This is a genomic window from Alishewanella jeotgali KCTC 22429, assembly GCF_000245735.1.
GTDB lineage: Bacteria > Pseudomonadota > Gammaproteobacteria > Enterobacterales > Alteromonadaceae > Alishewanella > Alishewanella jeotgali.
This window is the reverse complement of record NZ_AHTH01000009.1, coordinates 28,106-54,311: the sequence shown is the minus strand read 5'-3', so window position 1 is coordinate 54,311 and position 26,206 is coordinate 28,106. Positions and strand designations below refer to the sequence as shown.

The window sequence follows — 26,206 nt, the reverse complement described above, 5'->3', positions numbered from 1 at the left end:
GACTGGTAGCTTAGCTTTTATCGTTAGTGCTACACCTTGTTATAAGGTATTGCAACATATACTGCCCAGGCGTGTTTTGTCCAGTCCGCTGTTGGGCTGATTTGTTATCAGGATGAGATGAAAGTGAGCAGTAAAACTAACCCGGCTAGCAGGAAAAGCTGGGTATAAAGCTGATAGTCGAGTAGTTGTAGCAAGCGGTGGATATCTGCTGCAGTTGGCTCGTAGTTCTGTTGCAAGCGGTCTCGGCGTACTGTCTTGTTGCCGTAATGTGCCGGACCACCCAAGCTGACTCTGAGGGTATGGCTTAGTTGTTGCAATAATTGGCGTTTGCTATAGCTAAAGGGTTTACCATCTGCTCTTAATGTTGCAGCAGACGCCTGACGTCGCCCCTGTAGCCAGAATAAAGCTGTGCCAAGCAAATAAGCCGGAGCGTTAAAAAACGCCGCCAAGCGCTCTGCCGCCTTACCAAAATGTTGGTTAGATTCGAGCTTGGTTGACCATTGTTGGCTCGCAACCTGGCTTAGCCGGCAAACTAATACCCCTGGTGCGCCCGCCAGCAGATACCAGATGATTATCGCGGTGAATTGCTGCTGAAAACGCAGAGCTAACGATTCCAACAAGGCTTTTGCCAGCCCCATGGCGGACAACGCCTGAGTATCGCGCAGCAACAATAGCTGCATCTGACTGCGAGCCAAACTAACTTGTTGCTTGTGCAGATTGCGACTGATTTTTTGTGCCAGGCTGCGACTGGCAGGCCAACTAAAACTACACAGTATAACAATCGCATCCAGTAGCAGCGGCCAGGAAGACATCAGATAGAGTCCGTACCAGCAGCATAATGGCAGTGCCAGTACCAGCAGTAACGCCAGTAAACCGGACAGCCTCTGTTGACTGGCTGGGCGACTGAAATCCGGATGAACCTTCAGCGCCAGCTTACGACAAAAAGCAGCAAAGAAACTCAGCGGATGGTACGCCAAAGGCCAGGGTAGTATTAAACCCGTTACTAATGAAGCCAGTAGCAAGGCTGCAGCATACACCAGGTAGTCTGCCATCGCGGCTTACAGGGTTAAATCGCCAAGGGTAGTCAATAACTGTTGTACCATTGCGGAGCTGTTGCGCGATGCCACTTCCAGATAGGCCTCAAAGGATTCTGGCGACTCTTTACCTGCAATGTCGCTGAGACTACGGATCACCACAAAGGGCGTTTGTAGCATATAGCAGCTTTGCGCAACGGCCGCGCCTTCCATCTCTACGGCCAGCATGGCCGGAAATAGACTGCGGGTGTTAGCAATTCGCTCCGGATCGCACATAAAGCTGTCGCCCGTGGCGATTAAGCCCTTCTTGGTTTTACAAAAGCCAAGAGCAGCGATACTTTGCTCGGCTGCTCTTACCAAAGCCGGATGAGCGAGAAAAGCGGGCGGCATTTGTGGTACCTGGCCCATTTCATAACCAAAGGCTGTGACGTCAACGTCGTGGTGTCTAACTTCAGTACTGATTACCACGTCACCTACATTCAGCTCTGGGTCGAAACCGCCGGCAGAGCCGGTATTGATGATGCAGTCTGGTTTAAATTGACAAATCATCAGGGTCGTTGCCACGGCTGCGGCCACTTTGCCGATACCTGATTGCACCAGCACAACCTGTTTCCCAGCCAGCTCGCCCAACAGGAAGGTATAACCGCCCAGCTTTTCAGTACGACCATTGCTGATTTGTTGTTTCAAAAGAGCAACTTCGGGTTCCATTGCTCCGATAATACCGATTAATTGCATCAGTAAATCCAGTTAGATTGAAAAGCAGCATTGTATACCCAAACCGGGCGCCGATGCGAGCTGAAGCGATATGGCAGTAATAAAAAACGGGGCCTTTCGACCCCGGCACTGAGTGTCTTATTGATGCAGCTGGATCTTTTCTGCGGCTTTGCCCGACGTTAAACGCCCGGCCTGATAATCGCGGATTGCCTGTTCGATTTCGTCAACCGAATTCATCACAAAGGGGCCATATTGCACTACCGGCTCGCCGATGGGTTTAGCAGCGAGCAAGAGCACCCGGCTGGCGGTAATAGCTGTTAACTCGACTGTACCACTGGTTTCCAATATAGCGGCGTGATGTTCTTTTACCTTGCTGCCCGCTACGCTAATCTCTCCTGCGAAGGGATAAAGTAGCGCATTATGTCCGTCGGGTACCGGAATGCTCAGGCTTTTACCTGCTGCTACAGTTAAGTCAAAATACAGTGGCGCAGTGCTTAATCCCTGAATCGGTCCGGCCCATTGTTGCGTTGCCTGTTGTAATACGCCGGCTATGACTTTAGCACTGATCCCAGGAGCAAGCTCTGCGACGGGGATCTGTTCTGGTGCGATATCCACATATGCGGCTTCCTTCATTTTCTCGGCGGCAGGCAGGTTGAGCCAGAGCTGAAAACCGCGCATTAGGCCCGATTCCTGCTGTGGCATTTCTGAGTGAATAATGCCACGGCCTGCGGTCATCCACTGGACGCCACCACTTTTCAGGTGGCCCTTATTACCCAGATGATCCTCGTGTAGCATGTGACCGTCCAGCATATAGGTCACCGTTTCAAATCCGCGATGTGGATGGGCTGGAAAACCGGCAATATAATCATTTGCTTGCTCAGAGCCGAAGCAATCCAGCATGAGAAATGGATCCAGACGTAATGGCTGGCTTTGACCCAGACTACGTTTAATTTTCACTCCGGCACCATCAGATACCGTCACCGCGGCAATAAGTTGTTTAATTTTACGCATGGCATACTCCGGTTTGGGTTAGTTGTACTATTAAAACCGATATTGATTCGAATGATAAGCGCAAAACTTGGCCGGATAAGTTCAATTTTATCGAATATTATGGCGTGCTGGAATGATTCAGAGTTGGTTCAGCCGTGAGTTCTAAACTTGTTCTGTTAGTTGCAGCAGTTAAGCTGTTTTGAGCAAGGAGTAGGACCATGAAAAAAATACTAAGCGCAGTCAGTGCTGTACTGCTTACAACAAGTTTATCGGTGACCGCGGATCCTCGCTGGAATTATCTTGGTGTCGGTTATACTGATGCGGCCGGAGATGGTCCTTATGTCGAAGGCTCCGTAAAAATTGCACCAGCTTTGGTACTAAAGGCAGATTACAGTCGGCAATCTGTTGGTCGTTTCGATTTTAATGTGATTGATGTCGGAGTCCGGTATTTAACAGGTTTTAAACTCGACTTTTCACCACAGAGTCAGACCTACCTGTTAGCAGGCCTCGACTCTTACTCTGGCGATGCTGATGAGACAGGCGTTTACTTCGGTGCGGGAGTAAAGCATGCACTTAGCCCGCAAGCTCAACTCTTTACGGAAGCAAGCTACCATACCATTGCTGATAATTATGGTAGTCTGGCAGGCGGTATTGCTTTCTATGTCAGCCCGGATTGGGCGTTGCGCAGCAGTCTGGCGTTAAATAGCGGTAATGCTAAGAATGAATTCCGCTTCGGTGTTTCTTACCAGTTTTAAACCTTGGTAACTTAAAACTGACGTCAACCAACCCCAGGCGTCAGTTTTTGTTACATTTTTATTCAGCAACAGTTGAGTCAGGGCATTGCAGTTACTTGTTCAGGCTTTTAAGATACACCTTCTGCTACCAAGGTTGGGAGTGTGTAAATGCTGGATGATTTTTTTATACAGTTAAGTACTGAACCGGATAGTCTGAGCTTTGCGCAAACTATCGCTGTGATTGATCAGCACTACGATTTTACGCCTGTGGCGTTTCAAAATGGTGAACTGCAGAACCAGGCTGGTGAAAACACCGGCTCATGTAAAATTCTGGCCTTTGCACAATTACATCAATTGTCGGAAGCGCAAACGCTGCAATTATTCGGTGAGTACTACCGGCAGGTAATGGATACGCCAACCGGCACAGATCATCAAAACATCCGTAACTTCCAGTGTAGTGGTTGGGATGGAGTGCGTTTCACCGCACCAGCTCTGTATCTGAAACAAACTTAAACTTTTTAGATATTTGACTTTAACTGGCTAAGATAAACCTGCTTGCTATGCTTAATATTAGGATGTTAAGCAAGCAGGAGCACTAATGCGTATCAATCAACCCGTCACCCAGCACGAACGTACCTTTAGCCCCGATGTTAAACTGATCTCGACCACCGATTTACGTGGCATGATACAGCACTGTAATGATGACTTTGTCAAAATCAGTGGTTTTACCCGCGAAGAACTGATTGGCCAACCGCATAATATAGTGCGGCATCCGGATATGCCGCCGCTGGCCTATAAAATTATGTGGGAGCATTTAAAAGCCGGCAGGCCCTGGATGGGGCTGGTGAAAAACCGCAGTAAAAATGGCGATTATTATTGGGTCGATGCCTATGTTACGCCGGTGACTGAGCAGGGTAAGGTGGTGGGGTATGAGTCGGTTCGCTCCTGTCCCAGCCGGCAAAATGTCGCAAGAGCTGACAAGCTTTACCGGGCGATTAATGCCGGAAAATATACGACCCGGCATTGGCATTTTAATGCCGAAAAAGCCTATCTGTTGCTAACGCTGGTCGCGGTCGGCCTGGGCTACTGGCTGATGCCGGGTGTCGGTCTCCCGGTATTGTTGCTGGCCTTGTTGGTAGGCCATTTCGTGGTAGCGTACTACAGTCGCAAAAGCGCGTTACATAGTCTGGAGACCCTGTTACACAACGCCTTTAAGCATGAATTAGCGGTGTTAACCTTTACTGATGATGAGCCGGATCTGGGTGCGCTGAAAGTTAGCATTATGAGTTCGGAAGCGCATTTGGGGGCGGTGTTAACCCGGATTGAAGACGCGGCTAAATCGGTTGCCGGGCAAGCGGAGCTGGGGCAACAACAAGCCGATGCCAGTCGGCAGAAAATCCGTTTACAACAGCAGGAAACGGATCAGACTGCTGCGGCGATGCATCAGATGACCACCACCATCAATGAAGTGTCCGGTCACGTGCAGGAAACGGCGGGCCGGGCTGAGCATGCTAATGAGTTGGCAGCACTGGGACGGGATGCCGCCCGCACCACACGCAAAGTGATTGAGGATTTACGGCAGACGGTGGCTGAGATTGCCAGCTCGGTGGCAGAGGTATCAGAGCAAACCCAAAAAATTGCCTCGGTGGCGCAAATGATTGAGCAAATTGCCGAGCAGACCAATTTGTTAGCACTTAATGCGGCTATCGAGGCGGCACGCGCCGGGGAGCAAGGACGGGGTTTTGCAGTTGTGGCCGATGAAGTGCGTAATCTGGCACAGCGAACCCAGCACTCAACCAAAGAAATTCATAGCATTATCAATGAGCTTGGTAGTAGAGCGACCAATGCGGTACGGGTGGCGGCTGCGGGTACGGAAGGCGCCGAAAGTGGCTTACAGCAAGTCAGGCAAACGGCCGAAATGCTAAATGGTATCTCAGAAGCGGTTAATGCGATTACCCAGATGGCGCTGCAGATGGCGACAGCGGTCGAGCAACAGGCACATGTTGCAGAAAGTGTTAATCAGCAGGTGGTAAATATTGCCGATCTTTCCACGCAAAGCCTGCAACAGGCTGATGCATCAGCCGCAACGACAGTGCAAATGCAGCATATTGCGCGCGAGTTACACGAATTAGTGGTGCGCTTTAAACGCCGGTAAAAAGGGCGGCGACAGTAAACTGAGCTTACTGTCGCCGTGACCTGTCGGTGACTATACCGAGATATTGATATTTTGACCCAGATTCCCCACCGGCTGTGCCGCTGAAGTTTGCTCTACAGTTTGCATTGCACTTTGTACCAACATATTGGCCATTTGTGCTTGCTGGTCCTGTTGTTTCTTGGCCATAACAGCACCCAATACTTCGAAAGCCTGGGCAGACGCCAGAGCGCCAACGGATTGACTCATATTTCCTCCTGTTAGCAACACGTCATCGGTTTATCGGCCGGACAGACGAGAACTTTAGAGAAAATAATCTTTTTTCAGGCATTCGGCAGCTCGACAAAGCTCAAAAACACTGGTGTGGATTATTACACTACTAACTGCTTTAAAAAGGGTGAATGCCGCCTGTTGCAGCAGGCGGCATTCGATCTTAGCGCGGAGTGACTCATTTCTCCTGTGCGTTAAGAAGCTTGGATCAGCGCAGTAGACTGCGCTTTAATTTGTGAGTGTGAAAGCGCCGGTACTGCCCTCAAGGCAGGCGCTGCCAAGGTTGCGGTAGTGGGCTTTAAGGAGCGGATTGGTCGGGTTGGCCCTTTTTTCACTAAACCTTTTAAGGTCGGTTCAACCTTAGGCGCCGGCTTGCCTAATTTTTGCGCCAGCGCAGCCTGTAATTCGGTCACAGTATAACCGGATTTAATGGCAATACGCAGATAAGGAATACCGGCCGCTTCCAGAGCGCCACTGACAAACCAGTCAGGTACTGCCTTGTGACCATCGCGGTGCTGCACATTAACCAGATCGACCACAGCGATAACTTTCATCGATTCTGGCTCACACAAGATAAAATCCAGATACTTGGCATTTAATTTTAACAGGGTACTGCGCCGTGTTTTGTCAGTAGCACTGTCCCGTACCTCCAGCACATCGGCCAGCTTCACCCGGTTCAGTATTTTGTAATCAGCGGCCGCAGCTTTTTCCAGCAAGCTCAGAAAGGAGCGCTCAACCGGACTGAACAAGCTTGACTTTGCCTGCACCTGAAATGGATTACTATTGTCAATAAAACGGCTGGCGACCAGGGCGACCATAACTACCAGCAAGACTAATAACAGCATGACAAATTCCATGCATCCTCCGACGAAAAATTGACAAGACCTCTAAGGTAGTGATGTTAAAGCATAAGCCGTGCCAAGATTATAGTTGCTGCCACGATTTTGATATTTTCTGTAAGAATGCTTGTCATAGTCGCCATTAATGGCTTTTATGAGGAAATCCGGCTTATAGTAACTTCAACTGAAACAGTACAGAGGCAGCAACATGACAACAGCGATTACCCGTGGCGGCTTAACCATTAAAGCGCCGATCAGCGATGCCTATCAGCAAATCCTGACTGAGCCGGCCTGTCAATTTGTCAGCGAGCTGGTACAGCTATTCCGGCCCCGGTTAAAAGCCCTGTTAGCGGCGCGGGCAGAGCGGCAGGCGCAATTTGATGCCGGCGCCTTACCTGATTTTCTGCCTGAAACCCAAGCCATCCGCGACGGCGACTGGCAGGTTGCGCCTCTACCAGCCGATTTGCTGGATCGCCGGGTGGAAATTACCGGTCCGGTCGATCGCAAGATGATTATCAACGCCCTGAATGCCGATGTAAAAGTCTTTATGGCGGATTTTGAGGACTCTCAAACGCCGAGCTGGGATGGTGTGATTGAAGGTCAGATCAACCTGCGCGATGCTAACCTTGGCACTATCAGCTATACCGATCCACAAAGCGGTAAACACTATGCGTTAAAAGACAAGCCGGCGTTATTAATTGCTAGGGTCCGCGGTTTGCACTTATGGGAAAAGCATATTGAGCTGGATGGTGAGCAAATTCCGGGCAGCATTTTGGATTTTGCGCTGTATTTTTACCATAACTATCAGACCCGCCTGGCGAAAGGTACTGGCGTGTACTATTACCTGCCGAAATTACAAAGCCATCTGGAAGCGAAATGGTGGGATGATATCTTCCATTTTACCGAGCGTAAGTTCGCTGTGGCGACTGGTACCATCCGCGCCACTATCCTAATCGAAACCTTGCCAGCCGTATTCGAGATGGACGAGATCCTGTATATGATGAAAGACCATATCGCCGCACTGAACTGTGGGCGCTGGGATTACATTTTTAGCTATATCAAGACCTTAAATAACCATCCGGATCGGGTATTACCAGATCGGCAGGTCGTGACCATGAATAAGCCGTTTTTAAGTGCTTACTCGCGACTGCTGATCAAAACCTGTCATAAGCGCGGTGCGCTGGCGATGGGCGGTATGGCGGCTTTCATTCCGGCTAAGGATCCGGCGGCTAATGCCGCGATTTTAGAGCGGGTGACAGCCGATAAAACGCTGGAAGCCAGTAATGGCCATGACGGTACCTGGGTTGCTCATCCGGGGCTGGCTGCTACCGCCAATGCGGTCTTTGACCAGGTGTTAACTGGCGGTAAAACCAATCAACTGCATGTGCTGCGCGAGCAGGATGCGCCGGTCACCGCCGCCGATCTGCTGGCGCCTTGTGATGGTGAACGCACTGAGCAGGGGATGCGCACCAATATCCGGGTGGCGCTGCAATATCTTGCCGCCTGGATCAGCGGCAAGGGTTGTGTGCCGATCTATGGTTTGATGGAAGACGCTGCCACGGCGGAGATTTCCAGAACCTCGATCTGGCAGTGGATCAAACATGGTAAGCAGCTGAGTAATGGTCAGCTGGTCACCAAAGCATTTTTTGCTACCTTACTGGAGCAAGAAGCCGAAGTAGTGTTCGCCGAGGTCGGCGCCGAGGTCTGGCATAGCCAGAATTTTGAGCGCGCCAAAGCCTTATTGCTGGACATTACCACAGCAGATGAACTGGTGGACTTCCTGACCCTGCCAGCTTATCAACTGCTGGATTGATATAACAAGACCTGAAAAAACCTGATGTGCAAGGCGCCCCTGTGGCGCCTTTTTCAATTTGATGTCAGCTTCAGTTCAGTTCATCTGCCGTCTCGGTGATCAGGCGGCGAAACCAGATATGGCTGGCATCCTGATGCAGCAGAGGACTCCAGATCATTTTCAGCTCAATTGACGGAATGGCAAAAGGTGGGTCCATAATCGCCATCGTCGGGTCCTTTTCGTATAAACGGGCGGCGCGGCTGGGCAGCGTCGCAATCAGGTCAATACCTACCGCCAGATGCATCGCCACATGGTAGTTACGGGTAAAGACGGTGATATTGCGTTGTTTGCCCAGTTTGGCCAGGGCTTCGTCTACCCAGCCGAGCTTTTGCACATCTTTCGGATCCATACCGACGCCGACACCAAAGCCGGTTTTACTGACCCAGATATGCTGCGCTTTCAGATAGCTATCCAGATTAAAGTGCGAGAGCACCGGGTTTTGCCGGTTTAGCAGGCAGGAAAAACTATCGCGCCAGACGGTTTTCTGATGAAACGACTGCGGTAATTGATCAAAGCGGTTAATCGCCATATCGACCTTGCCATTTTCCACATCATGAAAGGTCACATCGGACGGGGTCATAATATCCAGACTGGTATAGGGCGCCTGTACCCGCAATTTTTTTAACAGCGCTGGGATCAGCGTCGAGGCCGCATAATCGCTGGCCATGATCCGGAACACGCGCCGACTTTGTGACGGCTCAAAATCTTTGTTCGGTTGTAAGGTTTCTTCCAGGGTTAGCAAAACACCGCGTACCACAGGGGCTAATTCGCGCGCCCGCTCGGTGGGCACCATCCCCTCAGAGGTGCGCACCAGGATCGGATCGTTGAGTAAATCCCGCAGTCGTTTTAAGCCATTACTCATCGCCGGCTGGGTGATATTCAGCTGGTTGGCGGCACGGGTCACATTCTTCTCCCGTAGCAGCACATCCAGGTAAACCAGCAGGTTGAGGTCCATTTTGTTGATATTCATATCTGAAATGCTCAGCTGTCAGTACATTATTGCGCTGAATCATAGCATTGCTGCAAAGCGAACCCAATAGCCGTTTTTGCCATTCACTAAAAAAATGATGGGCATCATGAAAATCAGCTTTATGAATCTTTGTTTTGTTAACTATATTGAAAGCACACCACAGCGGTTACAGTTAAAACCAAGAGGAAACTACCATGACAGCTTATCAAGATCAGATCGCCGCATTAGAGCAAGTTGTTGGCAGCAACCAGGGCTGGAATGCTATCAGTCCTGAGTATGCGGCACGGATGCGTTTACAAAACCGTTTTAATACCGGTTTAGATATTGCGAAATATACCGCTAAGGTGATGCGCGCCGATATGGCCGCTTATGACGCCGACAGCAGCCAGTACACGCAGTCATTAGGTTGCTGGCATGGTTTTATCGGCCAGCAAAAGCTGATTGCGATTAAAAAGCACTTTGGTACCACCAAGCGAAAATACCTGTATCTGTCTGGCTGGATGATTGCCGCACTGCGCTCTGAGTTTGGCCCACTGCCGGACCAATCCATGCATGAGAAAACCTCAGTGCCGGCACTAATTGCTGAGTTATACACCTTTTTAAAACAAGCCGATGCTCGTGAGCTGGGCGGTCTGTTCCGCGAACTGGATGCAGCCCGTGCTGCCGGAGACAGCGCCAAAGCCGCAGCGGTACAGAGCAAGATTGATAACTTTGAAACCCACGTGGTGCCGATTATTGCCGATATTGATGCCGGCTTTGGTAATGAAGAAGCCACCTACTTACTGGCGAAGAAAATGATTGAAGCCGGTGCCTGTGCGATTCAGATTGAAAACCAGGTCTCGGATGAGAAGCAGTGTGGTCACCAGGATGGCAAGGTCACAGTACCGCATGCGGATTTCCTGGCGAAAATTAATGCCGTGCGTTACGCCTTCCTGGAGCTGGGCGTCGATGATGGCGTTATTGTTGCCCGTACTGACTCTCTAGGTGCGGGTTTAACCAAGCAAATCGCGGTAACCAAAGCGCCGGGCGATTTAGGCGATAAATATAACAGCTTCCTGGATGGCGATTATATTAGCAGTGCTGATGATATTGCCAATGGTGACGTGGTAGTAAAAGCCAATGGTAAGCTGTTAAAGCCGAAGCGTTTGGCCAGTGGTTTGTTTCAGTTCAAACCGGGCAGTGGTGTCGACCGGGTGGTATTGGATTGTATTACCTCATTACAAAACGGTGCTGACTTACTGTGGATTGAGACCGAGAAGCCACATATCGGTCAGATCAAAGAGATGGTTGACCGGATCCGTGAGGTGGTGCCAGGTGCCAAGTTGGTTTATAACAACAGCCCATCCTTTAACTGGACACTGAATTTCCGCCAGCAAGTATTTGATGCCTGGAAAGCGGCGGGTAAAGATGTGTCTGCGTACGATCGTGCCGCCTTAATGAGCGCCGAGTATGATACGACAGAGCTGGCGTTGGAAGCCGATAAGCGGATTCAGACCTTCCAGGCTGATGCGGCGCGTGAGGCGGGGATTTTCCACCACCTGATCACCCTGCCGACTTATCATACCGCTGCCCTGTCTACTGACAATCTGGCCAAGGAATACTTTGGCGCTGCCGGTATGCTGGGTTATGTGGCTGGCGTACAGCGCAAGGAAATCCGGCAGGGCATCGCCTGTGTTAAGCATCAGAACATGTCGGGTTCAGATATCGGCGATGATCACAAAGAGTATTTCTCTGGTGAGGCCGCATTGAAAGCTGGTGGTGCCCATAACACCATGAATCAGTTCTAAGTTTTCGCAACGTGGTCAGGTAACTGACATTGGGCAGCTTCGGCTGCCCTTTTTTACTGTTATGAATAATGTCTGTGAGTTTGTAGATTTTGGTTTTAGGGTTTGCTGGATTTTTTGACGTCGTCTTCCCATTTCATTAGCAACATGGTCAGATAAATTTTGGTCGGTAGCGACAGAATCAGACCAAAGGCACAGCAGCCGGCGACGATGATAATACCTTTAATACCCATTTTGGCCGGTAAATCGGCAAAAGCCCATAAATAATGGCCAAATATAAAAATGGCAAAGCCGCTAAACATGACAACTTTAAGTACGCGGATCAGTTGTTGATCAGTCATTTAGTGCTTCCCTAAATCAACTTTCTCGCGTAAGAATAGACTGCTTAAGTAACAGCTGAATTGATCGAGCGCAGTAAAGTCATTAATGTCGTTTGGCGCCCAATTAGTGCTGTGGTATAATGCGAGATATCCGGGCTCAGGCGTTTGAGTGGGAAAGAACCATGCGGTCTTTATTTTTAAGTGCAATCCTCTTATTAACAGGCTGTCAGCCAGTACAGCCTCCGGTAAACTTAGCAGGTAACACCTGGCTGGGTTATCAGCCGCTTTATTTGGCTCTGGCCGAGCGTGATTGTGCTGATTGTATTCTTGAGCTTGGTGATAACCAGCAGTTGCAGGTAACTATGCTGCCCTCTACAACCCAGGTACTGCGCTTGCTAAGCACTGGTCAGCTCGATGCTGCTATGCTAACCCTTGATGAAGCGCTAACCTTTCAAAGTGAGACTGACATTGATATCTGTATCGCCAGCATCCTTAGTTATTCTAATGGTGTTGACGCGGTATTGACGCTGCCGGATTTCAACCCCGGTAATCCCTTTCAAATTGGTTATGAAGAAACGGCATTAGGTGGCTATATGCTGAGGCGTTCTGTCGAGTTGGCTGGCTGGTCTGCCGGACAATTTTCTGCCAGATCACTGGTGCCACGTCGACATGTCCAGGCGCTGCTGGAGCGTGAAGTCGATGTGGTGATTACCTATGAACCTTACGTTAGCCAGCTGCTGAAGGCGGGAGCAGTAGTCCTGTTAGATAGCCGGCAGTTACCTGGCGAAGTTATCGATGTTCTGGTGGTGCGCCGCCAGATATGGCAGCAGCGGCAACAACTATTCGCCTTATTACGGGAAGATATCTGGCCTAAGGGGCTGGCCAGGTTACAGCAACCTGACACTGCTGCTCTGGCTTTACTAAGCCGAAACACCCAGTTATCGCCGGAAGAGTTGCAACAGGCTCTGGCTGGTATGGCCTTTCCGACTGGTGAGCAGGATCCGAAGCAGTTAGCTGAGCGGTTAACACCAGTGATCGACAGAATGAACCAGTACTTGTTACACACTGCACATATCCACAAAGCAGCCAATCTCGGTCTGTGCAGGTAGTTACAGCATGATCGCTCAGCTTCTTAAAACTAATCGCTACAGTATCCGGGTCCGGATCACTGTTATTCTGATGGCGTTTTTCCTGTTGCTGGTTTTGATTGCCGCCGTTGCGCTGGTTAAAGAGCAGCAACGCCAGGCGTTGCAGAGTAGCGAGCAGGAGCTGCGTAGTATCGGGAGCTTAAGCCAGGCCTCTTTTAATCGTGCTCTGCGAATGGAGCTACCTGAAGTACTGGAAGAGTTAAAAACGGAGCTGCAGGCACATCGTCGCGTTTTGCGGGTGCTAAGAGTAAGCGAACAAGGTCAGGTTCTGGATGCTTATAATCCAGACTATATCGGGCAAGCTGCTGCTACGGTGGTTACTGAGTTTTCGGCAAGTCTGTTTACTCAGACTGCAGCCAGCGGACTACTCGCTTATCAATACCTACCGCGCGCGCAGCGCTACGTACTCTACTTGCCACTTACTGCGCCAGGCTCGTCATACAGCCAGCCGCAGCGGCAGATGCTAGTGCTGGAGTATCAGCATCACAGTGGTTGGTTAGAAGCACTCTATCATCACTGGCGCGCGCTCCTTATTGAGTTAGCGTTACTAGCATTAACCAGTGTGTTGTTATGGCGTTATTTACAACAGACACTGGCCAGACCGGTTGAGCAGTTAGTCAGAGCATTAAATGAGGTCTCTGCGGATAAACCCTTAAAGCTACCACCCGGTGAGCGGCGTTCGGAAATTGGCCAGCTGACGTTAGCGTTGGAGAGCATGGCCAAGCAGCGCATGGCGGATGAAGCAGAACTACGAAAATTATCGGCTGCGGTAGAACAGAGTAAAGATGGGATCCTGATCACTAACCCGCAGGCAGAAATTGTCTATGTCAATTCGTCCTTACTTGAATTGACCGGCTATAGCCGCAGCGAATTGATTGGCCAAAATCCACGCCTGTTAAGCGCCGGCAAAACTGCGAACACTGTTTATCAGCAGATGTGGCAGCATTTGCAGTCAGGCCAGGCCTGGTCAGGGGAGTTTATTAACCGGCGTAAAGACGGAAGTGAGTATACTGAACTGCAAACCATCACGCCGCTTAAAGATCGCTACGAACGGCTAACGCATTATCTGAGTGTCAAGCGCGATATTTCCGAGCAAAAGGCCGCACAGCAACGGCTGCACTTTCTGGCCTTTTACGATGTGTTAACTCACCTGCCAAACCGGATGTCGTTGCTGGAGCATCTGCGCCAGCAAGTCGTAGGCAGCAGCTTACTTTCTTTGAATATTGACCGGATGAAGTTTATCAATGATGCCCGTGGTTTTGAGTACGGTAATAAGGTGTTACTTACCTTCGCCCGGCACTTACAGCAGCAAGCATCGCTGTTTCTAAGCCATTTAGGTGCGGATAACTTTTGCCTGGTGCTACCGGCAGCTGATTATCCCGGACTGACACAGGTTGAAGACCTTGCCCAAAGGCTGTTATTACAGCTACAACAGCCACTGCAGGTAGCCGAGGAGCAATTGGTCTTGTCGGTAAGTATTGGTATTAGTCAGGCAACGGAACTGTTGTTACCAGAGCAATTAATTCAGCAAGCTGATACCGCCTTGCATGTTGCAAAAAATCAGGGTGGTAATCGCTACGCCTGTTACCGGCCCACTGACAGCCAGAGTGCGTTACAGGCGTTTCAGATTGAGAAGGCCTTGCGTCAGGCACTGGATCAGAATGAATTACAGTTGTTTTTGCAAAGCCAGTGCGATCAGCATGGTGTGCTGGCCGGCGCTGAAGCTTTGGTTCGCTGGCAGCATCCGGAGCAAGGGCTGATCTCGCCGGCATTATTTATTCCGGTGGCTGAACGCTCCGATCTGATTATTGCATTGGACAACTGGGTACTGGCCAGAGCCGGTGAATTGTTAGCCAACTGGCGCAGCCGTGGCCTGAATTATACCCTGTCGGTCAATATCAGTCCGCGGCATGTGCGGCATGCCAGCTTTGTCGAGGATGTGAAAGCGGTGCTGGCGCGTTATCAGTTTGCACCAGCAGCACTGGTGCTGGAGGTTACCGAAGGTATTCTGGTCGATGATTTGCAAGCCAGTATTGATAAGATGCTGCAACTGACGGCCCTGGGGATTAGCTTTGCGATTGATGATTTTGGTACCGGCTATTCGTCGCTGTCCTATATTCGCAATTTACCGGTACAAGAGCTGAAAATTGATCAGAGCTTTATCAAAGGTATTCCGGATCAAGCCAATGATATCGCTATGGTGGAGACTATTATCGCTGTAGCACGGCAACTTAATCTCAGAGTGGTTGCCGAAGGGGTGGAGACTGCAGCACAGGCGCTGTTTTGTCAGCAGCAAGGGCTCTGGTCGCAGGGTTACCATATTGATAAACCCCTGCCTGTGTCAAAGTGGCAGGCCCGTTGGCTGGACCGGGTGACAGCGACTGACAGTTAGCCTTAATCGGGCAGCTGTAAATGCGGCTTACCCTTTAGATAGGCATTGCGAAATACCTGAAAGTATTCCGCTAACTGCTCTGCCGCCGGTTGATCGGCAGCCAGTCGTAGCACTTCAATCGCCACTTCAGCGGTACAAAGTTGATGCAAATGTGCTGCTTCCCGCAGCAGATAATCACTTTGTTGCGTCGGCTGGATCCCGAGCACCGGCAATTTAGCCAGATAAGGGCTTTTAAACATTTTCTTCGCTTCGCGCCAGGTGCCATCCAGCATCACAAACAGCGGCATGCGCCCGGCGCTGGCCTGCTGTAGCGCTGCCGCATCGGCCAGGCAACGTTCTGCTTCGGCATATTGGGTCGGAAAAACCACGATGGGCGCATAGCGTGGGTCGGTCAGCAGCGCCAGTAACGCCGGATCCGGCCTGGTGCGATCCCAGACAAAGGCATGGCTATCGGCGGCAATATCGCAGATCAGGCGCCCGGTATTACTCGGCTTATAGCATTCGCCGGTATACATAATAAAGCAAAACGCCGATTTTGCCTGTGGCGCTGGCGTGGCTGCACAGATACAGTCAGCTTGGGGTAGCAAGCAGTGCTCGCAGCGGCGCACCTTGCTACCGCGGGCATTAAAAACGCGGGTGGCTTTTTGCAATTCGCGCTGTCGTAGCGCCAGAATAGCATTGCGATGCATTGGCAGGTGTTCCGGGCGTTGGCTGTCTGGGCGCGTATTCTAGCGGCTTTTATGCTAAGCTGCCGCCACTTTTTGCTGCTTTGTTGGCTTAAACCAGACGTCGTGATGTTAATTACTGCCAAACAGCCTTCTGAAATTACCTTGCCGGCGCATAATCAGGGCTGGCCGACGGTACTGGCATTTTTGTGTGCTCATTTTCCGCGCATTCCGGCTGAGCTTTGGCAGCAGCGGATCCGCGACGGCAAGGTCTATTGGTATCAGGGTGAGGCGATTACCGAGCAAACGCCTTTTTTACCCAGTCGCCGGCTCTGTTATTTTCGCGAAGTCGCGGCAGAGCCGAAAATTCCGTTTTTGCATCAGATCCTGTATCAGGACGAGCACCTGCTGGTTGCGGATAAACCGCATTTTTTACCGGTTACACCGGGCGGAGACTTTGTTAACGAATGCCTGTTGCAGCGGCTGAAAGAGGATACCGGGATCAGCGATTTAGCGCCGCTGCACCGGCTGGATCGGGATACTGCCGGCTTAGTGTTGTTTAGCTGTAATAGCATAAGCCGGCCACACTATTACCAGCTATTTCAGCAGGGGCAACTGGTAAAGCGCTATCAGGCCCGGGCCCGCTTAAGCACAAACTTACAGCCGCCGTTAAGCTGGCAGTTGAGTAACCGGATTGAAAAAGCCCAGCCGCGGTTTATTAATCAGATTGTACCGGGTGAGGCCAATGCGCAGTCTATTGTCGAGCTGGTCGGCGTTGATGGGGATATCGGCCAGTTTCAGCTGCAGCCGCTGACGGGGAAAACCCATCAGCTCAGGCTGCATATGCTGAGTCTGGGCATGCCGATCTTAAATGATGCTTACTATCCTGAGCTATTACCGAAAAATACCAGTGATTTTAGCCGACCCCTGCAGCTATTAGCACAGCAGCTAAGTTATATCGATCCGCTTAGTCAACGCCGGCAGCATTTTGTCTCGCAGCAGGCACTATTTTAAGGTCAGTTTAGCCTAGTTGTTGTAATAGCCGGTCTAACTGATTAGCAAAGGCCTGACGATCGGCCTGGCTAAAGGCTGCCGGGCCGCCACTTTGCACCCCACTGGCGCGTAGCGTCTCCATAAAATCCCGCATTGTCAGTTTCTGCCGGATGGTATCGCGATCATAGCGCTCACCGCGCGGATTAATCGCTTCCGCACCCTTGGCCAGCACCTCAGCCGCCAGCGGGATATCACCGGTAATCACCAGATCGCCTTGGTGACAACGGCGCACAATCTCATTATCGGCTTCATCAAAACCCTTGCTGACCGTCAGGCTGCTGATAAAGGGCGAGGGTGGGGTACGTAGTGGCTGATTTGCCACCAGCACCAGCGGCAGTTGCTTACGCTCTGCGGCGCGGTACAGGATCTCTTTAATGACGGCCGGGCAGGCATCGGCATCGACCCAGATAGTAAAAGGCATAAGGTTATTCCGGATAAAGGTGACAAAAGCGCATGGCTTGCGGATAAGGGAAAATATCTTCCACCTGGCCCTGGCGGATCCGGTACTGCTTTTGTCGCCAGTAGCCGGCATCCAACAGCTCCGGATGTTTACTAAATAACATATCGCGGATCTCGGCGCCCGGTGTGACAAAGGTCGCCATTTGCTCCGGAAACACATCACCGGGTGCGGCCCAGCAATTTGCCTCTGCTTCCAGCGCCGCTTCAAAACTATCGACCTTGGGCAGGCTGCGGAAATTCACATCCAGCAGATATTGCACCTCGTCATAATCATAGAACACCACCCTTTTATGCCGGGTGACACCAAAGTTTTTCAGTAGCATATCGCCGGGGAAAATATTGGCGGCAATCATTTCTTTAATGGCGGTGCCGTAGTCATCCATAATGCTGGCTTTATCGGCAGTCGAGGCCTGCTCCAGATAGAGATTGAGTGGTGTCATCCGCCGTTCAATATACAGATGTTTAATCACCACCAGCTCGTCCTCAATTTGCAGTGAACCGGCGATACTGTCCTGTAGCTCCTGCAATAACTCAGGCGTAAAGCGTGCCTTGGGTAAGGCAACATCGGAATATTCCAGCGTATCGGCCATCCGGCCGACCCGATCGTGCTGTTTCACCAGTTGATAGCGGGCTTTTACCGTGGCACGGTCAAATTGTTTGGTTTCGCTAAAGGTATCGCGAATCACTTTAAACACATAAGGAAAAGAGGGCAGGGTAAACACCATCATCACCATGCCCCGGATCCCCGGTGCAGCAACAAAGCGATCCCGCGAGCGCTCAAGATGGGTCAGTAGTTCGCGATAAAACTCGGTTTTACCTTGTTTATGCAGACCTATTGCAGCATACAGTTCTGCCAGCGTTTTATGCGGTAGCAATTCGCGTAAAAAATGCACCAATGCCGAGGGCACCGGGCATTGCACCATAAAGTAGGCGCGTGAGAAGCCGAAGATAATACTCATTTGCTCCGGATCGGTAAGCAGCGTATCCAGATACAGACCTTTACCTTCGGCGTGCAGCAACGGAATAATAAAAGGTTGCTGGCCCTGCGGCGTCACCACCCGGCCAACCAGATAGGCGGCTTTATTGCGAAAAAACGGGGTGTGCAGAATATCTAACCGCAGCAGATGCACCGGGAAAGCGCCATGACTGGACTGACTGATAAAGCTGCGTAGCACACAGCGGATATCATGTTCCAGATCGATAAAGGGCGTACTAAAACCAAAGGCGGCAATAACATTGCGGATCGACTGCTTTAAGCCATCCTGTGCCGGGAAATAACTTTGGTACACCGAGGCAATAGGTGCCGGCAGATGTTGCTTATCCAAGGTTGATTCGACAAAGATATTCTGGTTATGAAAATATTTACGGGCAAATAACCGGCAAAATACCGAGTTATAAAAGGTTTCTGCCAGTTCTGCCTGCGGGTGGAATAGCAAATATTCCAGATAGTGTTGCTTAACCTGCTGCCACAGGGGTTCATTTAAACACTCGGCGGGTAATTGCTGGCGCAGCAGGCTGATGGTTTCATTGACCCGCAAATCATAAAACTGGATCCGCTCTGAGCTATCCTGCTGATAGGCCTGCCAGTCGGCTTGCTCAAAGCGCTGCCGGGCACGGGCCGTGACCTGCTGAAACAGACGAAAGTGTTTGCGAAAGCCCTTTAAAATAATCTCGGCAATTTGCCGTGCTTGATGCATAAGCCCTGCTGTGCTGCAAAAAAATCTAAGGCTACTTTACTGAGAAAGCTAAGTCACTGGCAAACGCTAAAAGCAAAAAGGGCTCGTATTGAGCCCTTTTTGTGCTGGTATCGCGGCTAGTTAACCTGTTCAGTGTGTTGCTGCACCTTGGATTGCAATGGCAGATCGGCGGGTTGTACATCAGCACCAAAGTTAAATACCACTGCCAATACCAGTACCACCGAGGAGGCCAGCATCAGTTTGACCATCAGCGGTAAACAGAAGCGGAACCAGTGACCGTAAGGGATACCGGCAATACCGATAATGCCCATTAGAATCGCATTGGTTGGGATAATCATATTAGAGAAACCATCGCCAAACTGATACGCCAATACGGCAACCTGGCGCGGAATTTCCAGCAGATCACTCAGTGGTACCATCAGTGGCATAGTGACGTAAGCCTGGCCACTGCCGGACGGGATAAAGAAGTTCAGCAAGGTCTGGATAAACAGCATACCCACTGCCGCCACTTCAGCGCCGACAAAAGACAACGGCATTGACATACCATGCACCAGCGAATGCAGGATCTGGCCATCTTCCAAAATCAGTGAAATCCCGCGCGCGACACCGATTAATACTGCGGTGGTGGTGAGCTCCATCGCGCCCTCGATAAATTTTTTCGCGGCAGTATCGGTACTGATATTGCCAACCACTACCACAAATAAGCCCCAGGCGATAAAGGCGGCACCCAGCTCATACAGATACCAGCCATTCATCCGGATATTGTAGGCTACCACACCGATAGTCAGCACAAAGCTGCCCAGGATCAGGCGATGCCGCCAGTTTAAGTTCGGATAATCGACCGCATGCTTATCACCCAGGGGGCAGGGCAAATCTTTTACCATCGATTGGCTCGGGTCTTGCGCGACCTTTTTGGCATAACTCCAGACATGGTGAAAACCAATTAACACAAAGGGCAGAAAAATTGCTGCCCGCAGCTCCCAACCGGATAAAATCGGAATATCGGCGATTTGTTGGGCAATCACCAGCGTAAATGGATTGACCGCAGAAATGCCGTAGCCAATACCATAACCGGCCACCGTCATACCGACTGCCGTCATCGCATCCAGCCGCATGGCTTTGCACAGCGCCACCAGAATTAATACGAAGGGAATATATTCACCGGCGGTACCAATAAAACTGGATGCCATCGCAAAGCAGAAGATCACCATAAAGATCAGCATCTGTGGCCGGGAGCCAAAACGCTCCAGTAAGCGGCCAATCAGCGCATCCACGGTACCGGTTGCGCGGGCCACTGCCAGCACGCCGCCTAAAATCATCACAAAGAAAATCACATCCTGGGCGGAGGCAAAAGCCCGTGGAATGGCCGTTAATAATTGCCAGGGTGTCAGATAGCTGCGCTCGTCAACCAGACTAAAGGTGCCCGGCACTACCACAGCCCGGCCGTTGGCCATGGTCTCGGTAGCAAAGAAACCCTGGGGAACAATCCAGGTGGCGATCATCGCAATCACCATCATGCTAAACAGTAGCGTGAGAGTGTGCGGAACTTTAAACTTTCCCATAAATAAACCTTAGCAGTGCGCCGGGGCGCGATAGAGGGTGTTGTTATAGTAATATTGGGCTGAAAGCCAGGTCGTCAGGGCTTAACAGGTTAGCGATACCGCCACTGCTACCGGCCAGCGCGCTGCAAGTCTAACCTATGACGCGCGGTTCGACAAATCAGACAAGGCTGCGGCTCCAGAGCAAAAAAATTCAATCCGCAAACCTCAACATGCCCAGGCGTAATTTACCGTAACTAGCATACAGCGCGGCGGATAACCCTTGCTGGCAGAGCGCGCTTTGGGTAGGCTGACGCCTTTTAAGCGGAGTAGGCCCTTGTTATTTGCTCTGACCGTGCTGCTCAGCGCCAGTCTGGTGTTTTTGGTTCAACCTATGCTGGCGCGGCTGCTACTACCGTATTTTGGTGGCGGCGCTCAAGTCTGGACCGCTGCATTATTGTTTTTCCAAACGGCTCTGCTTGGTGGTTATTTGTATGCACACCTGCTAAGCCGCTTTGCCAATCTGACGTGGCAGCGTTTCTGGCATAGCAGTTTACTGCTGCTGGCGGTAGCCAGTTTGTTATTGCTCGATGCGAAACCCGATCCGCAAGCTGCACCCTTGTCGGGAATTCTAAGCTATCTTGCACTGGCGATCGGCTTACCCTATCTGCTGTTAAGCGCCACCGCGCCTTTGGTACAGCACTGGTTTGCCGCCCGTTACCCACAGCAAAGCCCGTACCGGCTTTATGCGTTGTCAAACCTGGGCTCTTTTGCGGCCTTACTCAGTTATCCGTTTTTAGTCGAGCCCTATCTGGCGCTACCGCAGCAGCAAGCATACTGGACTGGCGGTTTTATCCTGTTTAGCGGCTGTATTCTGGTGCTGCTGTGGCACTCACTGGCGCAGAGCAAGCTGCTGCCCGCGGCGCCACTGACGTTGCGGCGCGGCCATAGCGGTCGTTATCTGGCGTTATCTGCCGCCGGGGTGGTGCTGTTGTTGGCAGTAACTCAGCAATTAACGCAAAATGTGCCGCCGGTGCCCTTTCTCTGGGTAGTGCCGCTGGCACTTTACTTACTCAGTTTTACCCTGGTATTCAACCGCGATAGCTGGTATCAGCGCGCCATCTGGTTGTATTTGTTCGCCATCTGCTTAGTTGTTGCGCTACTGCTGTTTTATCTGGGCCGGCAGTTTGACTGGCTGTCACAGCTGCTGCTGTATCTGATGTTGCTGTTTAGTGGTTGTATGCTCTGTCATGGTGAGCTGGCCCGCAGCAAGCCGTCCCGTGAGCAGTTAACGGCATTTTATCTGTTGTTGGCTGCCGGCGGGGTGCTGGGCGGCCTGTTGATTAATCTACTGGCGCCGTTGCTGTTTAGTCGTTACTGGGAGTTTCCGCTGGTGCTATTGGCGATCCTCTGGCTGGTGACGCTGCATAATTGGCGCCGACAGGCGGTGTGGCAGACGGCAACGGCGTTATTGGCAGGTGGGATCTTTATTGGCAGTTTTTTGCTGATTGAACAGCAGCTGGGGCGCCAGGATATCAGCAGCAGCCGGAATTTTTACGGTAGTCTGATTGTGCGCGATGTCGAGCTAAACGGGCACTGGCAGCGCCAACTAATAGATGGCACCACCAGCCACGGTGCGCAGTATCTGGACGAGAGTAAAGCCATGCAACCGCTGAGCTACTATCGGCCTGGTACTGGGGTAGCGTTGGCAATAACACACTTTTTACCGGCCGATCCGACACGTAGCAGCAGCCAGCTGAGCCGGCGTCATCTGGGGTTGGTGGGCTTGGGCGCTGGCGCTTTGGCGGCCTATGGTCGCAGCGGCGATCTGCTGCAGTTTTATGAAATTAATCCGGCGGTGATCGAGGCTGCCCGGCAGCATTTTAGTTATCTGGCGCAGAGCCCGGCGGAAATTCGCTTGCAGCTGGGCGATGCCAGACAGCTGCTGCAGCAGCAACTGGCAGACCAGGGCAGTCAGCAATTTGATCTGCTGGTGTTAGATGCTTTTAGCAGTGATGCCATTCCGCAGCATCTGTTAACGACAGAGGCGCTGGCATTGTATTGGCAGCATTTGTTGCCTGATGGCGTGCTGGCTGTGCATATTTCGAATAACTATCTGGATCTCAGTAGTGTGTTACGTAATCAGGCTGTGGCGCTGGGGCTGGATGCGGTCTTTATCCCGACGCCAGCCGATGCCGATAATCCGGCGGCGACCGAATGGGTACTGCTAAGCCGCAATCAGCGTTTTTTACAACAAGACAGCATCCGGCAAGCCAGTCGGCCCTGGCCAACACCACTAAGACCCGAGGTGCGCTGGACCGATCAACACAGTAATCTGTTTCAGGTGTTAAAGTAGCTGTTGCTGCAGGTGTGGGAATTGGCAAGCGGTGCAGTCGCCCTGCGCTAAAGGCAGCAGGGCGACCGGTTTAGTGGCGGTTATTCAGCCGGACTGATAATGCGTAGCTGCTGGCGATAACTGAGGTTACCTTCGGCATCGGCACTGCAAGCGCCGTCTTTACTCAGCCGGATCAGATAAGGTGGCTCACTGACGGTGGCACTGTGAAAGTTGCTGCGGCACAGTGAACGGCTCAGGCTACGGTAGTGATCGCGGCTAAATAGCGGGCTCTTGCTATGCAGCGGCTCGGCCTGCTCGGTGAGCGGCGTTTTAGCGGCGGCGGGCACCAGCGTTAGTGTTACCTGTTGGGGCACATTCTCAGCCTGGGGCGAGGACTTAGCCGGGGTTAAAGTCTCAGCCTGGGGCAAGGCTTCCGCTTGCCAGACTAACGTATCGCCCGCTGTCAGGGTATAGGTGTGCGCCAGTAACTGCGCTTTGCTCGACTCTGACTGTAACTCGCTGACATAGACCTCACCGGCGCCGCGGGCAGCCATTTGCACCAGCCCTGTGGCATAGTGGCCTAAATCCACCAGCATGGCACTGGCTTCATCAACACCAAAAGCCAGTCTGGTTTGCGTTGCCTGCTGTAGCACTAAGAGCCGGGCCTGACGGCCGCGCTCGGCAAAATGGGTATCCAGCACACCGAGCGGGAATAATCCCAGGCCACCGGCCGCGGTGTAGGTAAGCTGGCGCTCACTTAAATTATCCGGGCAGCGGTTTTCTTTGCGACAACCCGGCCAGGGCGCAGGGCCCGCTACCGCGCCATATTGTAAGGCATGATAGCTGTCGCCGTTGGAAATCATCGGTACCGCTGCCAGCTGAGGTGCCAGCCACTGATTGCCGCTCATCACTGCGGTACCAGCGCTGGTGCCACCAACCAGCAGCTGCTTCTTGGCAACGGCACTGAAGATTGCGGTCAGCTCCGGGCTGGCAGAGCCGTCCGTAAAGCGCAGCGCCTGATAGGTCAGACTTTGATCACCGCCATTAAAGAAAATGCCATCAGCCGCAGCAATTTTTGCAACCAGGGCTTTACTGCCTGCCTGACAGGCCTGCAGCTTAAGGGCGTAAAGATCCGCATAAACCTGTTCACGGCGGTAGCTACCATGGATGTCCGCCAAAAATTGCGGCAGCGCCTGACAATTTTGCGCCTGCATCGCCGCCTGCAAGGCAGCGGTTAGCGGTAGCCACTCTACCTCTGCGCCAGCCTGGCGAAAGGCATCCAGATAAAAATCCACCGCAGCAAAGGGATCCCGTGATGAGGCGGTCACCATGAGCAGTTTTGGCGCACTGCGCCCTTTGTTGCTGGCTTTCATTGCCGCCAGACGCACAAACTCACGGTACAGTTCAGCCGAGTGCTGATCCTGAGTCTTTGCTAAATCAACGTGTTCAGTTAACCGGTACTTGCCATCACTGCTCAGGGTCGGCACTTCCAGATAATCGAAGACGACATTTAACTCACGCTCAGACAGCTGTTGCCACAGGGTTTCACCATCCGGCGCTTGCTCTGTGGCCGGAGCCGCCCGCCACAGCTCGACCAACTGTTGTTCGGTTAGCAGCGCAGTATGCTCAGCAGCAAGTTGATTAAACAGCTGCACCAACTGTTGCTGCAGAGTTTTACGCTCAGCGCTGAAAACTTCCGCGGCAGCGAAATTTTGCAGCAGACTCTGTTGTAACCAATACAGATTACCGGTTTTTGCCAGGGCGCTGAACTGGGTTTGTTCCAGACAGCTGCGGTTTGACATTGAGCTACAGGTGGCAAGGCCTCCGCCCATTAACATCAGGTCGTATTCAGGCTGCGGTAGGACTTGAGCAGGCGTGCTGGCGATATCCAGAATGCTGGGTTCAGGCTCAACAGCCGGCGTCGCTGCATCGGCGGCTGCCAACGGCTGTTCTGTCTGAGCAGGTTCCGGCTGCGGCTCAACCGCCAGTGCGCCCGGTACTGCCAGGCCAACCAGGCTGCTAAAAAGCAGCAGCTTTATGCAGGAAAGACGCATCTAACCTCCTGTTGCGAATTGCTGCGGTTTTTCGAAGGTGCCATACACCTGTGGCCGGCCGTCCTTTACCAGGCAGCGGCCTTTGGCGATCACGGTGTCGATACTCAGATCATGGCTATTGAGCAGCAGCATATCAGCATCTTTGCCAACTGCAAGCTGGCCTTTTTGTTTTAGGCCCAAAACCTGCGCCGGTGCCTGGGTGACCGTGGTCAGGGCGGCACTGAGTGGCACCTGAAATTCCAGCACGGCGCTTTGCAGTGAATGATGCAGGCTACGCACTGCACCGACTTCCAGACCGAGTAAACGACCATCCGGGCTAAAAATCGGCAGACTGGCATTGCCATCCGAGCTCATGGTTAATTGCATTGGGCTGATACCGGCAGCCAGGGCCCGGGCAACGGCGGCGGCGGCGGCCACTTCGCCATGCTGCAAATCGTAGGCGGTGGTGCTGGTAGTAAAATCAATGACACCGCCGGCGCGCGCAAACTCCAGACCAGCGTTAAACAAGGCTTCGTTGCGGTTGATATGGGTCGGGTAAAATTGGCTTAAGCTTAGCTCGGTGCCGGCTACCGCATCAAACAGCGGTTGCAGTAAGCTGTTGCCGCTGCCGACATGCACACTGACCACGCCGCCTTTACCTGCCAGCATACCGCCAACCCGGGCGGCAGCGGCAACCTTGCGGATTTCGCTGATCGTAGGTTGTGACGAACGGTGGTCGCTAATGGCAATTTCACCGACACCGATAATTTTATCAATCAGGATCAGATCGTCGGTAATGTTGCCGGTCAGCGTCCGGCACGGGATCTCATAAGAGCCGGTGTGGCAATAGGTACTGATGCCCTCGATGTCTAACGCATGCGCCTTCGCCAGCAAGTTGCTTAGGGTACGGGTAGTGGCATCGGTACCCAACACGCCAATGGCGGTAGTCACGCCGGCTAAAGTGGCATCGGTCAGCTGCATTTCCGGGGTACGGGTAGCAAAGCCACCCTCACCACCGCCGCCGATATAATGCACCAGCGAGTCGACAAAGCCAGGCACCAGTAACTTGCCGCTGCCATCGATCACCGAGATCGGTAAGTTGGTATCATTAAGTATTAAATTATCGGCAATCGCCGCTATCGTATTACCGGCCAGCAGCAGATCCTTAGTGCCAAGCGCAGTAGGGGCATAGAGTTGTGCGCCCTTAATCAGAATAATCTGTTCCAA

At 51.9% G+C, this 26,206-nt stretch carries 22 protein-coding genes; 9 read left to right on the top strand and 13 right to left on the bottom strand.

The window, feature by feature from the left end; all coding sequences use genetic code 11:
* Positions 1 to 107: 107 nt before the first annotated feature.
* From AJE_RS04465 to AJE_RS04455, 3 genes are all read right to left on the bottom strand, one after another.
* Positions 108 to 1,052, bottom strand: coding sequence for a cobalamin biosynthesis protein (locus tag AJE_RS04465; RefSeq protein WP_008949857.1), 945 nt, complete (start codon positions 1,050 to 1,052; stop codon positions 108 to 110).
* A 6-nt stretch (positions 1,053 to 1,058) separates the two neighbouring features.
* Positions 1,059 to 1,769, bottom strand: coding sequence for a 5'-methylthioadenosine/S-adenosylhomocysteine nucleosidase (mtnN, locus tag AJE_RS04460; protein ID WP_008949856.1), 711 nt, complete (start codon positions 1,767 to 1,769; stop codon positions 1,059 to 1,061).
* A 117-nt stretch (positions 1,770 to 1,886) separates the two neighbouring features.
* The gene (locus tag AJE_RS04455) at positions 1,887 to 2,759 is read right to left on the bottom strand and encodes a pirin family protein (RefSeq protein WP_008949855.1); all 873 of its coding nucleotides are present in this window, start codon (positions 2,757 to 2,759) and stop codon (positions 1,887 to 1,889) included.
* A 197-nt stretch (positions 2,760 to 2,956) separates the two neighbouring features.
* Between AJE_RS04455 and AJE_RS04450 the strand changes: the two genes are divergently transcribed.
* From AJE_RS04450 to AJE_RS04440, 3 genes are all read left to right on the top strand, one after another.
* Positions 2,957 to 3,493 (top strand): membrane protein, encoded by a 537-nt coding sequence (locus AJE_RS04450; RefSeq protein ID WP_008949854.1) that lies wholly within the window; start codon positions 2,957 to 2,959, stop codon positions 3,491 to 3,493.
* Positions 3,494 to 3,640: 147 nt separating this feature from the next.
* A complete protein-coding gene (locus AJE_RS04445) occupies positions 3,641 to 3,985 on the top strand; it encodes a HopJ type III effector protein (RefSeq protein WP_008949853.1) in 345 nt (114 codons plus the stop codon).
* An 85-nt stretch (positions 3,986 to 4,070) separates the two neighbouring features.
* Positions 4,071 to 5,627, top strand: coding sequence for a methyl-accepting chemotaxis protein (locus AJE_RS04440; RefSeq protein WP_008949852.1), 1,557 nt, complete (start codon positions 4,071 to 4,073; stop codon positions 5,625 to 5,627).
* Positions 5,628 to 5,678: 51 nt separating this feature from the next.
* Here the strand turns inward: AJE_RS04440 and AJE_RS04435 are convergent, their stop codons facing one another.
* Together AJE_RS04435 and AJE_RS04430 are read right to left on the bottom strand one after the other, a co-directional pair.
* Positions 5,679 to 5,873: a hypothetical protein gene (locus tag AJE_RS04435; RefSeq protein ID WP_008949851.1), complete on the bottom strand. Its 195-nt coding sequence runs from the start codon at positions 5,871 to 5,873 to the stop codon at positions 5,679 to 5,681.
* Between the two features lie 215 nt (positions 5,874 to 6,088).
* On the bottom strand, positions 6,089 to 6,739 hold the full coding sequence (locus tag AJE_RS04430; protein WP_237709301.1) for a DUF2726 domain-containing protein: 651 nt from the start codon (positions 6,737 to 6,739) through the stop codon (positions 6,089 to 6,091).
* Positions 6,740 to 6,941: 202 nt separating this feature from the next.
* On the opposite strand from AJE_RS04430, the gene aceB reads away from it, so the two are divergent.
* Positions 6,942 to 8,546, top strand: coding sequence for a malate synthase A (aceB, locus tag AJE_RS04425; protein ID WP_008949849.1), 1,605 nt, complete (start codon positions 6,942 to 6,944; stop codon positions 8,544 to 8,546).
* Positions 8,547 to 8,616: 70 nt separating this feature from the next.
* Here aceB and AJE_RS04420 read toward each other — a convergent pair whose 3' ends face one another.
* A complete protein-coding gene (locus tag AJE_RS04420) occupies positions 8,617 to 9,555 on the bottom strand; it encodes a LysR family transcriptional regulator (protein WP_008608671.1) in 939 nt (312 codons plus the stop codon).
* Positions 9,556 to 9,749: 194 nt separating this feature from the next.
* Between AJE_RS04420 and AJE_RS04415 the strand changes: the two genes are divergently transcribed.
* Complete coding sequence (locus AJE_RS04415) at positions 9,750 to 11,342, top strand: isocitrate lyase (RefSeq protein WP_008949848.1); 1,593 nt, start codon at positions 9,750 to 9,752, stop codon at positions 11,340 to 11,342.
* Between the two features lie 95 nt (positions 11,343 to 11,437).
* Here the strand turns inward: AJE_RS04415 and AJE_RS04410 are convergent, their stop codons facing one another.
* Entirely contained in the window at positions 11,438 to 11,680 is a 243-nt protein-coding gene (locus AJE_RS04410) for a hypothetical protein (protein ID WP_008949847.1), read from the bottom strand.
* Positions 11,681 to 11,841: 161 nt separating this feature from the next.
* Here AJE_RS04410 and AJE_RS04405 point away from each other — a divergent pair, with 161 nt between their 5' ends.
* Both AJE_RS04405 and AJE_RS04400 read left to right on the top strand, forming a co-directional pair.
* Positions 11,842 to 12,768, top strand: a complete 927-nt coding sequence (locus AJE_RS04405) for an ABC transporter substrate-binding protein (RefSeq protein ID WP_008949846.1) — start codon at positions 11,842 to 11,844, stop codon at positions 12,766 to 12,768.
* A 7-nt stretch (positions 12,769 to 12,775) separates the two neighbouring features.
* The gene (locus tag AJE_RS04400; RefSeq protein ID WP_008949845.1) at positions 12,776 to 15,199 is read left to right on the top strand and encodes a putative bifunctional diguanylate cyclase/phosphodiesterase; all 2,424 of its coding nucleotides are present in this window, start codon (positions 12,776 to 12,778) and stop codon (positions 15,197 to 15,199) included.
* Between the two features lie 2 nt (positions 15,200 to 15,201).
* On the opposite strand, the gene AJE_RS04395 is transcribed toward AJE_RS04400, so the two are convergent.
* Positions 15,202 to 15,888, bottom strand: a complete 687-nt coding sequence (locus AJE_RS04395; RefSeq protein WP_008949844.1) for a tRNA-uridine aminocarboxypropyltransferase — start codon at positions 15,886 to 15,888, stop codon at positions 15,202 to 15,204.
* On the opposite strand from AJE_RS04395, the gene AJE_RS04390 reads away from it, so the two are divergent.
* The gene (locus tag AJE_RS04390; RefSeq protein ID WP_008949843.1) at positions 15,883 to 16,878 is read left to right on the top strand and encodes a pseudouridine synthase; all 996 of its coding nucleotides are present in this window, start codon (positions 15,883 to 15,885) and stop codon (positions 16,876 to 16,878) included. The genes AJE_RS04395 and AJE_RS04390 overlap by 6 nt on opposite strands.
* 7 nt (positions 16,879 to 16,885) lie before the next feature.
* Here AJE_RS04390 and AJE_RS04385 read toward each other — a convergent pair whose 3' ends face one another.
* The 3 genes from AJE_RS04385 to AJE_RS04375 form a co-directional block, all read right to left on the bottom strand.
* Positions 16,886 to 17,338 (bottom strand): YaiI/YqxD family protein, encoded by a 453-nt coding sequence (locus tag AJE_RS04385; protein ID WP_008608666.1) that lies wholly within the window; start codon positions 17,336 to 17,338, stop codon positions 16,886 to 16,888.
* A 4-nt stretch (positions 17,339 to 17,342) separates the two neighbouring features.
* A complete protein-coding gene (gene aceK, locus AJE_RS04380; protein WP_008949842.1) occupies positions 17,343 to 19,073 on the bottom strand; it encodes a bifunctional isocitrate dehydrogenase kinase/phosphatase in 1,731 nt (576 codons plus the stop codon).
* 116 nt (positions 19,074 to 19,189) lie between these two features.
* Positions 19,190 to 20,635 (bottom strand): YfcC family protein, encoded by a 1,446-nt coding sequence (locus AJE_RS04375; RefSeq protein WP_008949841.1) that lies wholly within the window; start codon positions 20,633 to 20,635, stop codon positions 19,190 to 19,192.
* Between the two features lie 313 nt (positions 20,636 to 20,948).
* Between AJE_RS04375 and AJE_RS04370 the strand changes: the two genes are divergently transcribed.
* Positions 20,949 to 22,967 carry a fused MFS/spermidine synthase gene (locus AJE_RS04370; protein WP_008949840.1) on the top strand — a complete coding sequence of 673 codons (2,019 nt, stop codon included), beginning with the start codon at positions 20,949 to 20,951 and terminating at the stop codon, positions 22,965 to 22,967.
* An 80-nt stretch (positions 22,968 to 23,047) separates the two neighbouring features.
* Here the strand turns inward: AJE_RS04370 and AJE_RS04365 are convergent, their stop codons facing one another.
* Both AJE_RS04365 and iadA read right to left on the bottom strand, forming a co-directional pair.
* Positions 23,048 to 25,000 carry a cyanophycinase gene (locus AJE_RS04365; protein ID WP_008949839.1) on the bottom strand — a complete coding sequence of 651 codons (1,953 nt, stop codon included), beginning with the start codon at positions 24,998 to 25,000 and terminating at the stop codon, positions 23,048 to 23,050.
* Entirely contained in the window at positions 25,001 to 26,206 is a 1,206-nt protein-coding gene (gene iadA / locus AJE_RS04360; protein WP_008949838.1) for a beta-aspartyl-peptidase, read from the bottom strand. It abuts the gene before it with no gap.

What these genes read in the sequence shown, in the direction of transcription:
- AJE_RS04415 (WP_008949848.1), top strand. Translation starts at nt 9,750, where the DNA reads ATGACAGCTTATCAAGATCAGATCGCCGCATTAGAGCAAGTTGTTGGC.
- AJE_RS04455 (WP_008949855.1), bottom strand. Translation starts at nt 2,759, where the DNA reads ATGCGTAAAATTAAACAACTTATTGCCGCGGTGACGGTATCTGATGGT.
- AJE_RS04410 (WP_008949847.1), bottom strand. Translation starts at nt 11,680, where the DNA reads ATGACTGATCAACAACTGATCCGCGTACTTAAAGTTGTCATGTTTAGC.
- AJE_RS04390 (WP_008949843.1), top strand. Translation starts at nt 15,883, where the DNA reads ATGCATTGGCAGGTGTTCCGGGCGTTGGCTGTCTGGGCGCGTATTCTA.
- AJE_RS04405 (WP_008949846.1), top strand. Translation starts at nt 11,842, where the DNA reads ATGCGGTCTTTATTTTTAAGTGCAATCCTCTTATTAACAGGCTGTCAG.
- AJE_RS04375 (WP_008949841.1), bottom strand. Translation starts at nt 20,635, where the DNA reads ATGGGAAAGTTTAAAGTTCCGCACACTCTCACGCTACTGTTTAGCATG.
- AJE_RS04400 (WP_008949845.1), top strand. Translation starts at nt 12,776, where the DNA reads ATGATCGCTCAGCTTCTTAAAACTAATCGCTACAGTATCCGGGTCCGG.
- AJE_RS04395 (WP_008949844.1), bottom strand. Translation starts at nt 15,888, where the DNA reads ATGCATCGCAATGCTATTCTGGCGCTACGACAGCGCGAATTGCAAAAA.
- AJE_RS04465 (WP_008949857.1), bottom strand. Translation starts at nt 1,052, where the DNA reads ATGGCAGACTACCTGGTGTATGCTGCAGCCTTGCTACTGGCTTCATTA.
- aceB (WP_008949849.1), top strand. Translation starts at nt 6,942, where the DNA reads ATGACAACAGCGATTACCCGTGGCGGCTTAACCATTAAAGCGCCGATC.
- AJE_RS04365 (WP_008949839.1), bottom strand. Translation starts at nt 25,000, where the DNA reads ATGCGTCTTTCCTGCATAAAGCTGCTGCTTTTTAGCAGCCTGGTTGGC.
- AJE_RS04430 (WP_237709301.1), bottom strand. Translation starts at nt 6,739, where the DNA reads ATGCTGTTATTAGTCTTGCTGGTAGTTATGGTCGCCCTGGTCGCCAGC.
- aceK (WP_008949842.1), bottom strand. Translation starts at nt 19,073, where the DNA reads ATGCATCAAGCACGGCAAATTGCCGAGATTATTTTAAAGGGCTTTCGC.
- mtnN (WP_008949856.1), bottom strand. Translation starts at nt 1,769, where the DNA reads ATGCAATTAATCGGTATTATCGGAGCAATGGAACCCGAAGTTGCTCTT.
- AJE_RS04420 (WP_008608671.1), bottom strand. Translation starts at nt 9,555, where the DNA reads ATGAATATCAACAAAATGGACCTCAACCTGCTGGTTTACCTGGATGTG.
- AJE_RS04385 (WP_008608666.1), bottom strand. Translation starts at nt 17,338, where the DNA reads ATGCCTTTTACTATCTGGGTCGATGCCGATGCCTGCCCGGCCGTCATT.
- AJE_RS04450 (WP_008949854.1), top strand. Translation starts at nt 2,957, where the DNA reads ATGAAAAAAATACTAAGCGCAGTCAGTGCTGTACTGCTTACAACAAGT.
- AJE_RS04435 (WP_008949851.1), bottom strand. Translation starts at nt 5,873, where the DNA reads ATGAGTCAATCCGTTGGCGCTCTGGCGTCTGCCCAGGCTTTCGAAGTA.
- AJE_RS04440 (WP_008949852.1), top strand. Translation starts at nt 4,071, where the DNA reads ATGCGTATCAATCAACCCGTCACCCAGCACGAACGTACCTTTAGCCCC.
- AJE_RS04445 (WP_008949853.1), top strand. Translation starts at nt 3,641, where the DNA reads ATGCTGGATGATTTTTTTATACAGTTAAGTACTGAACCGGATAGTCTG.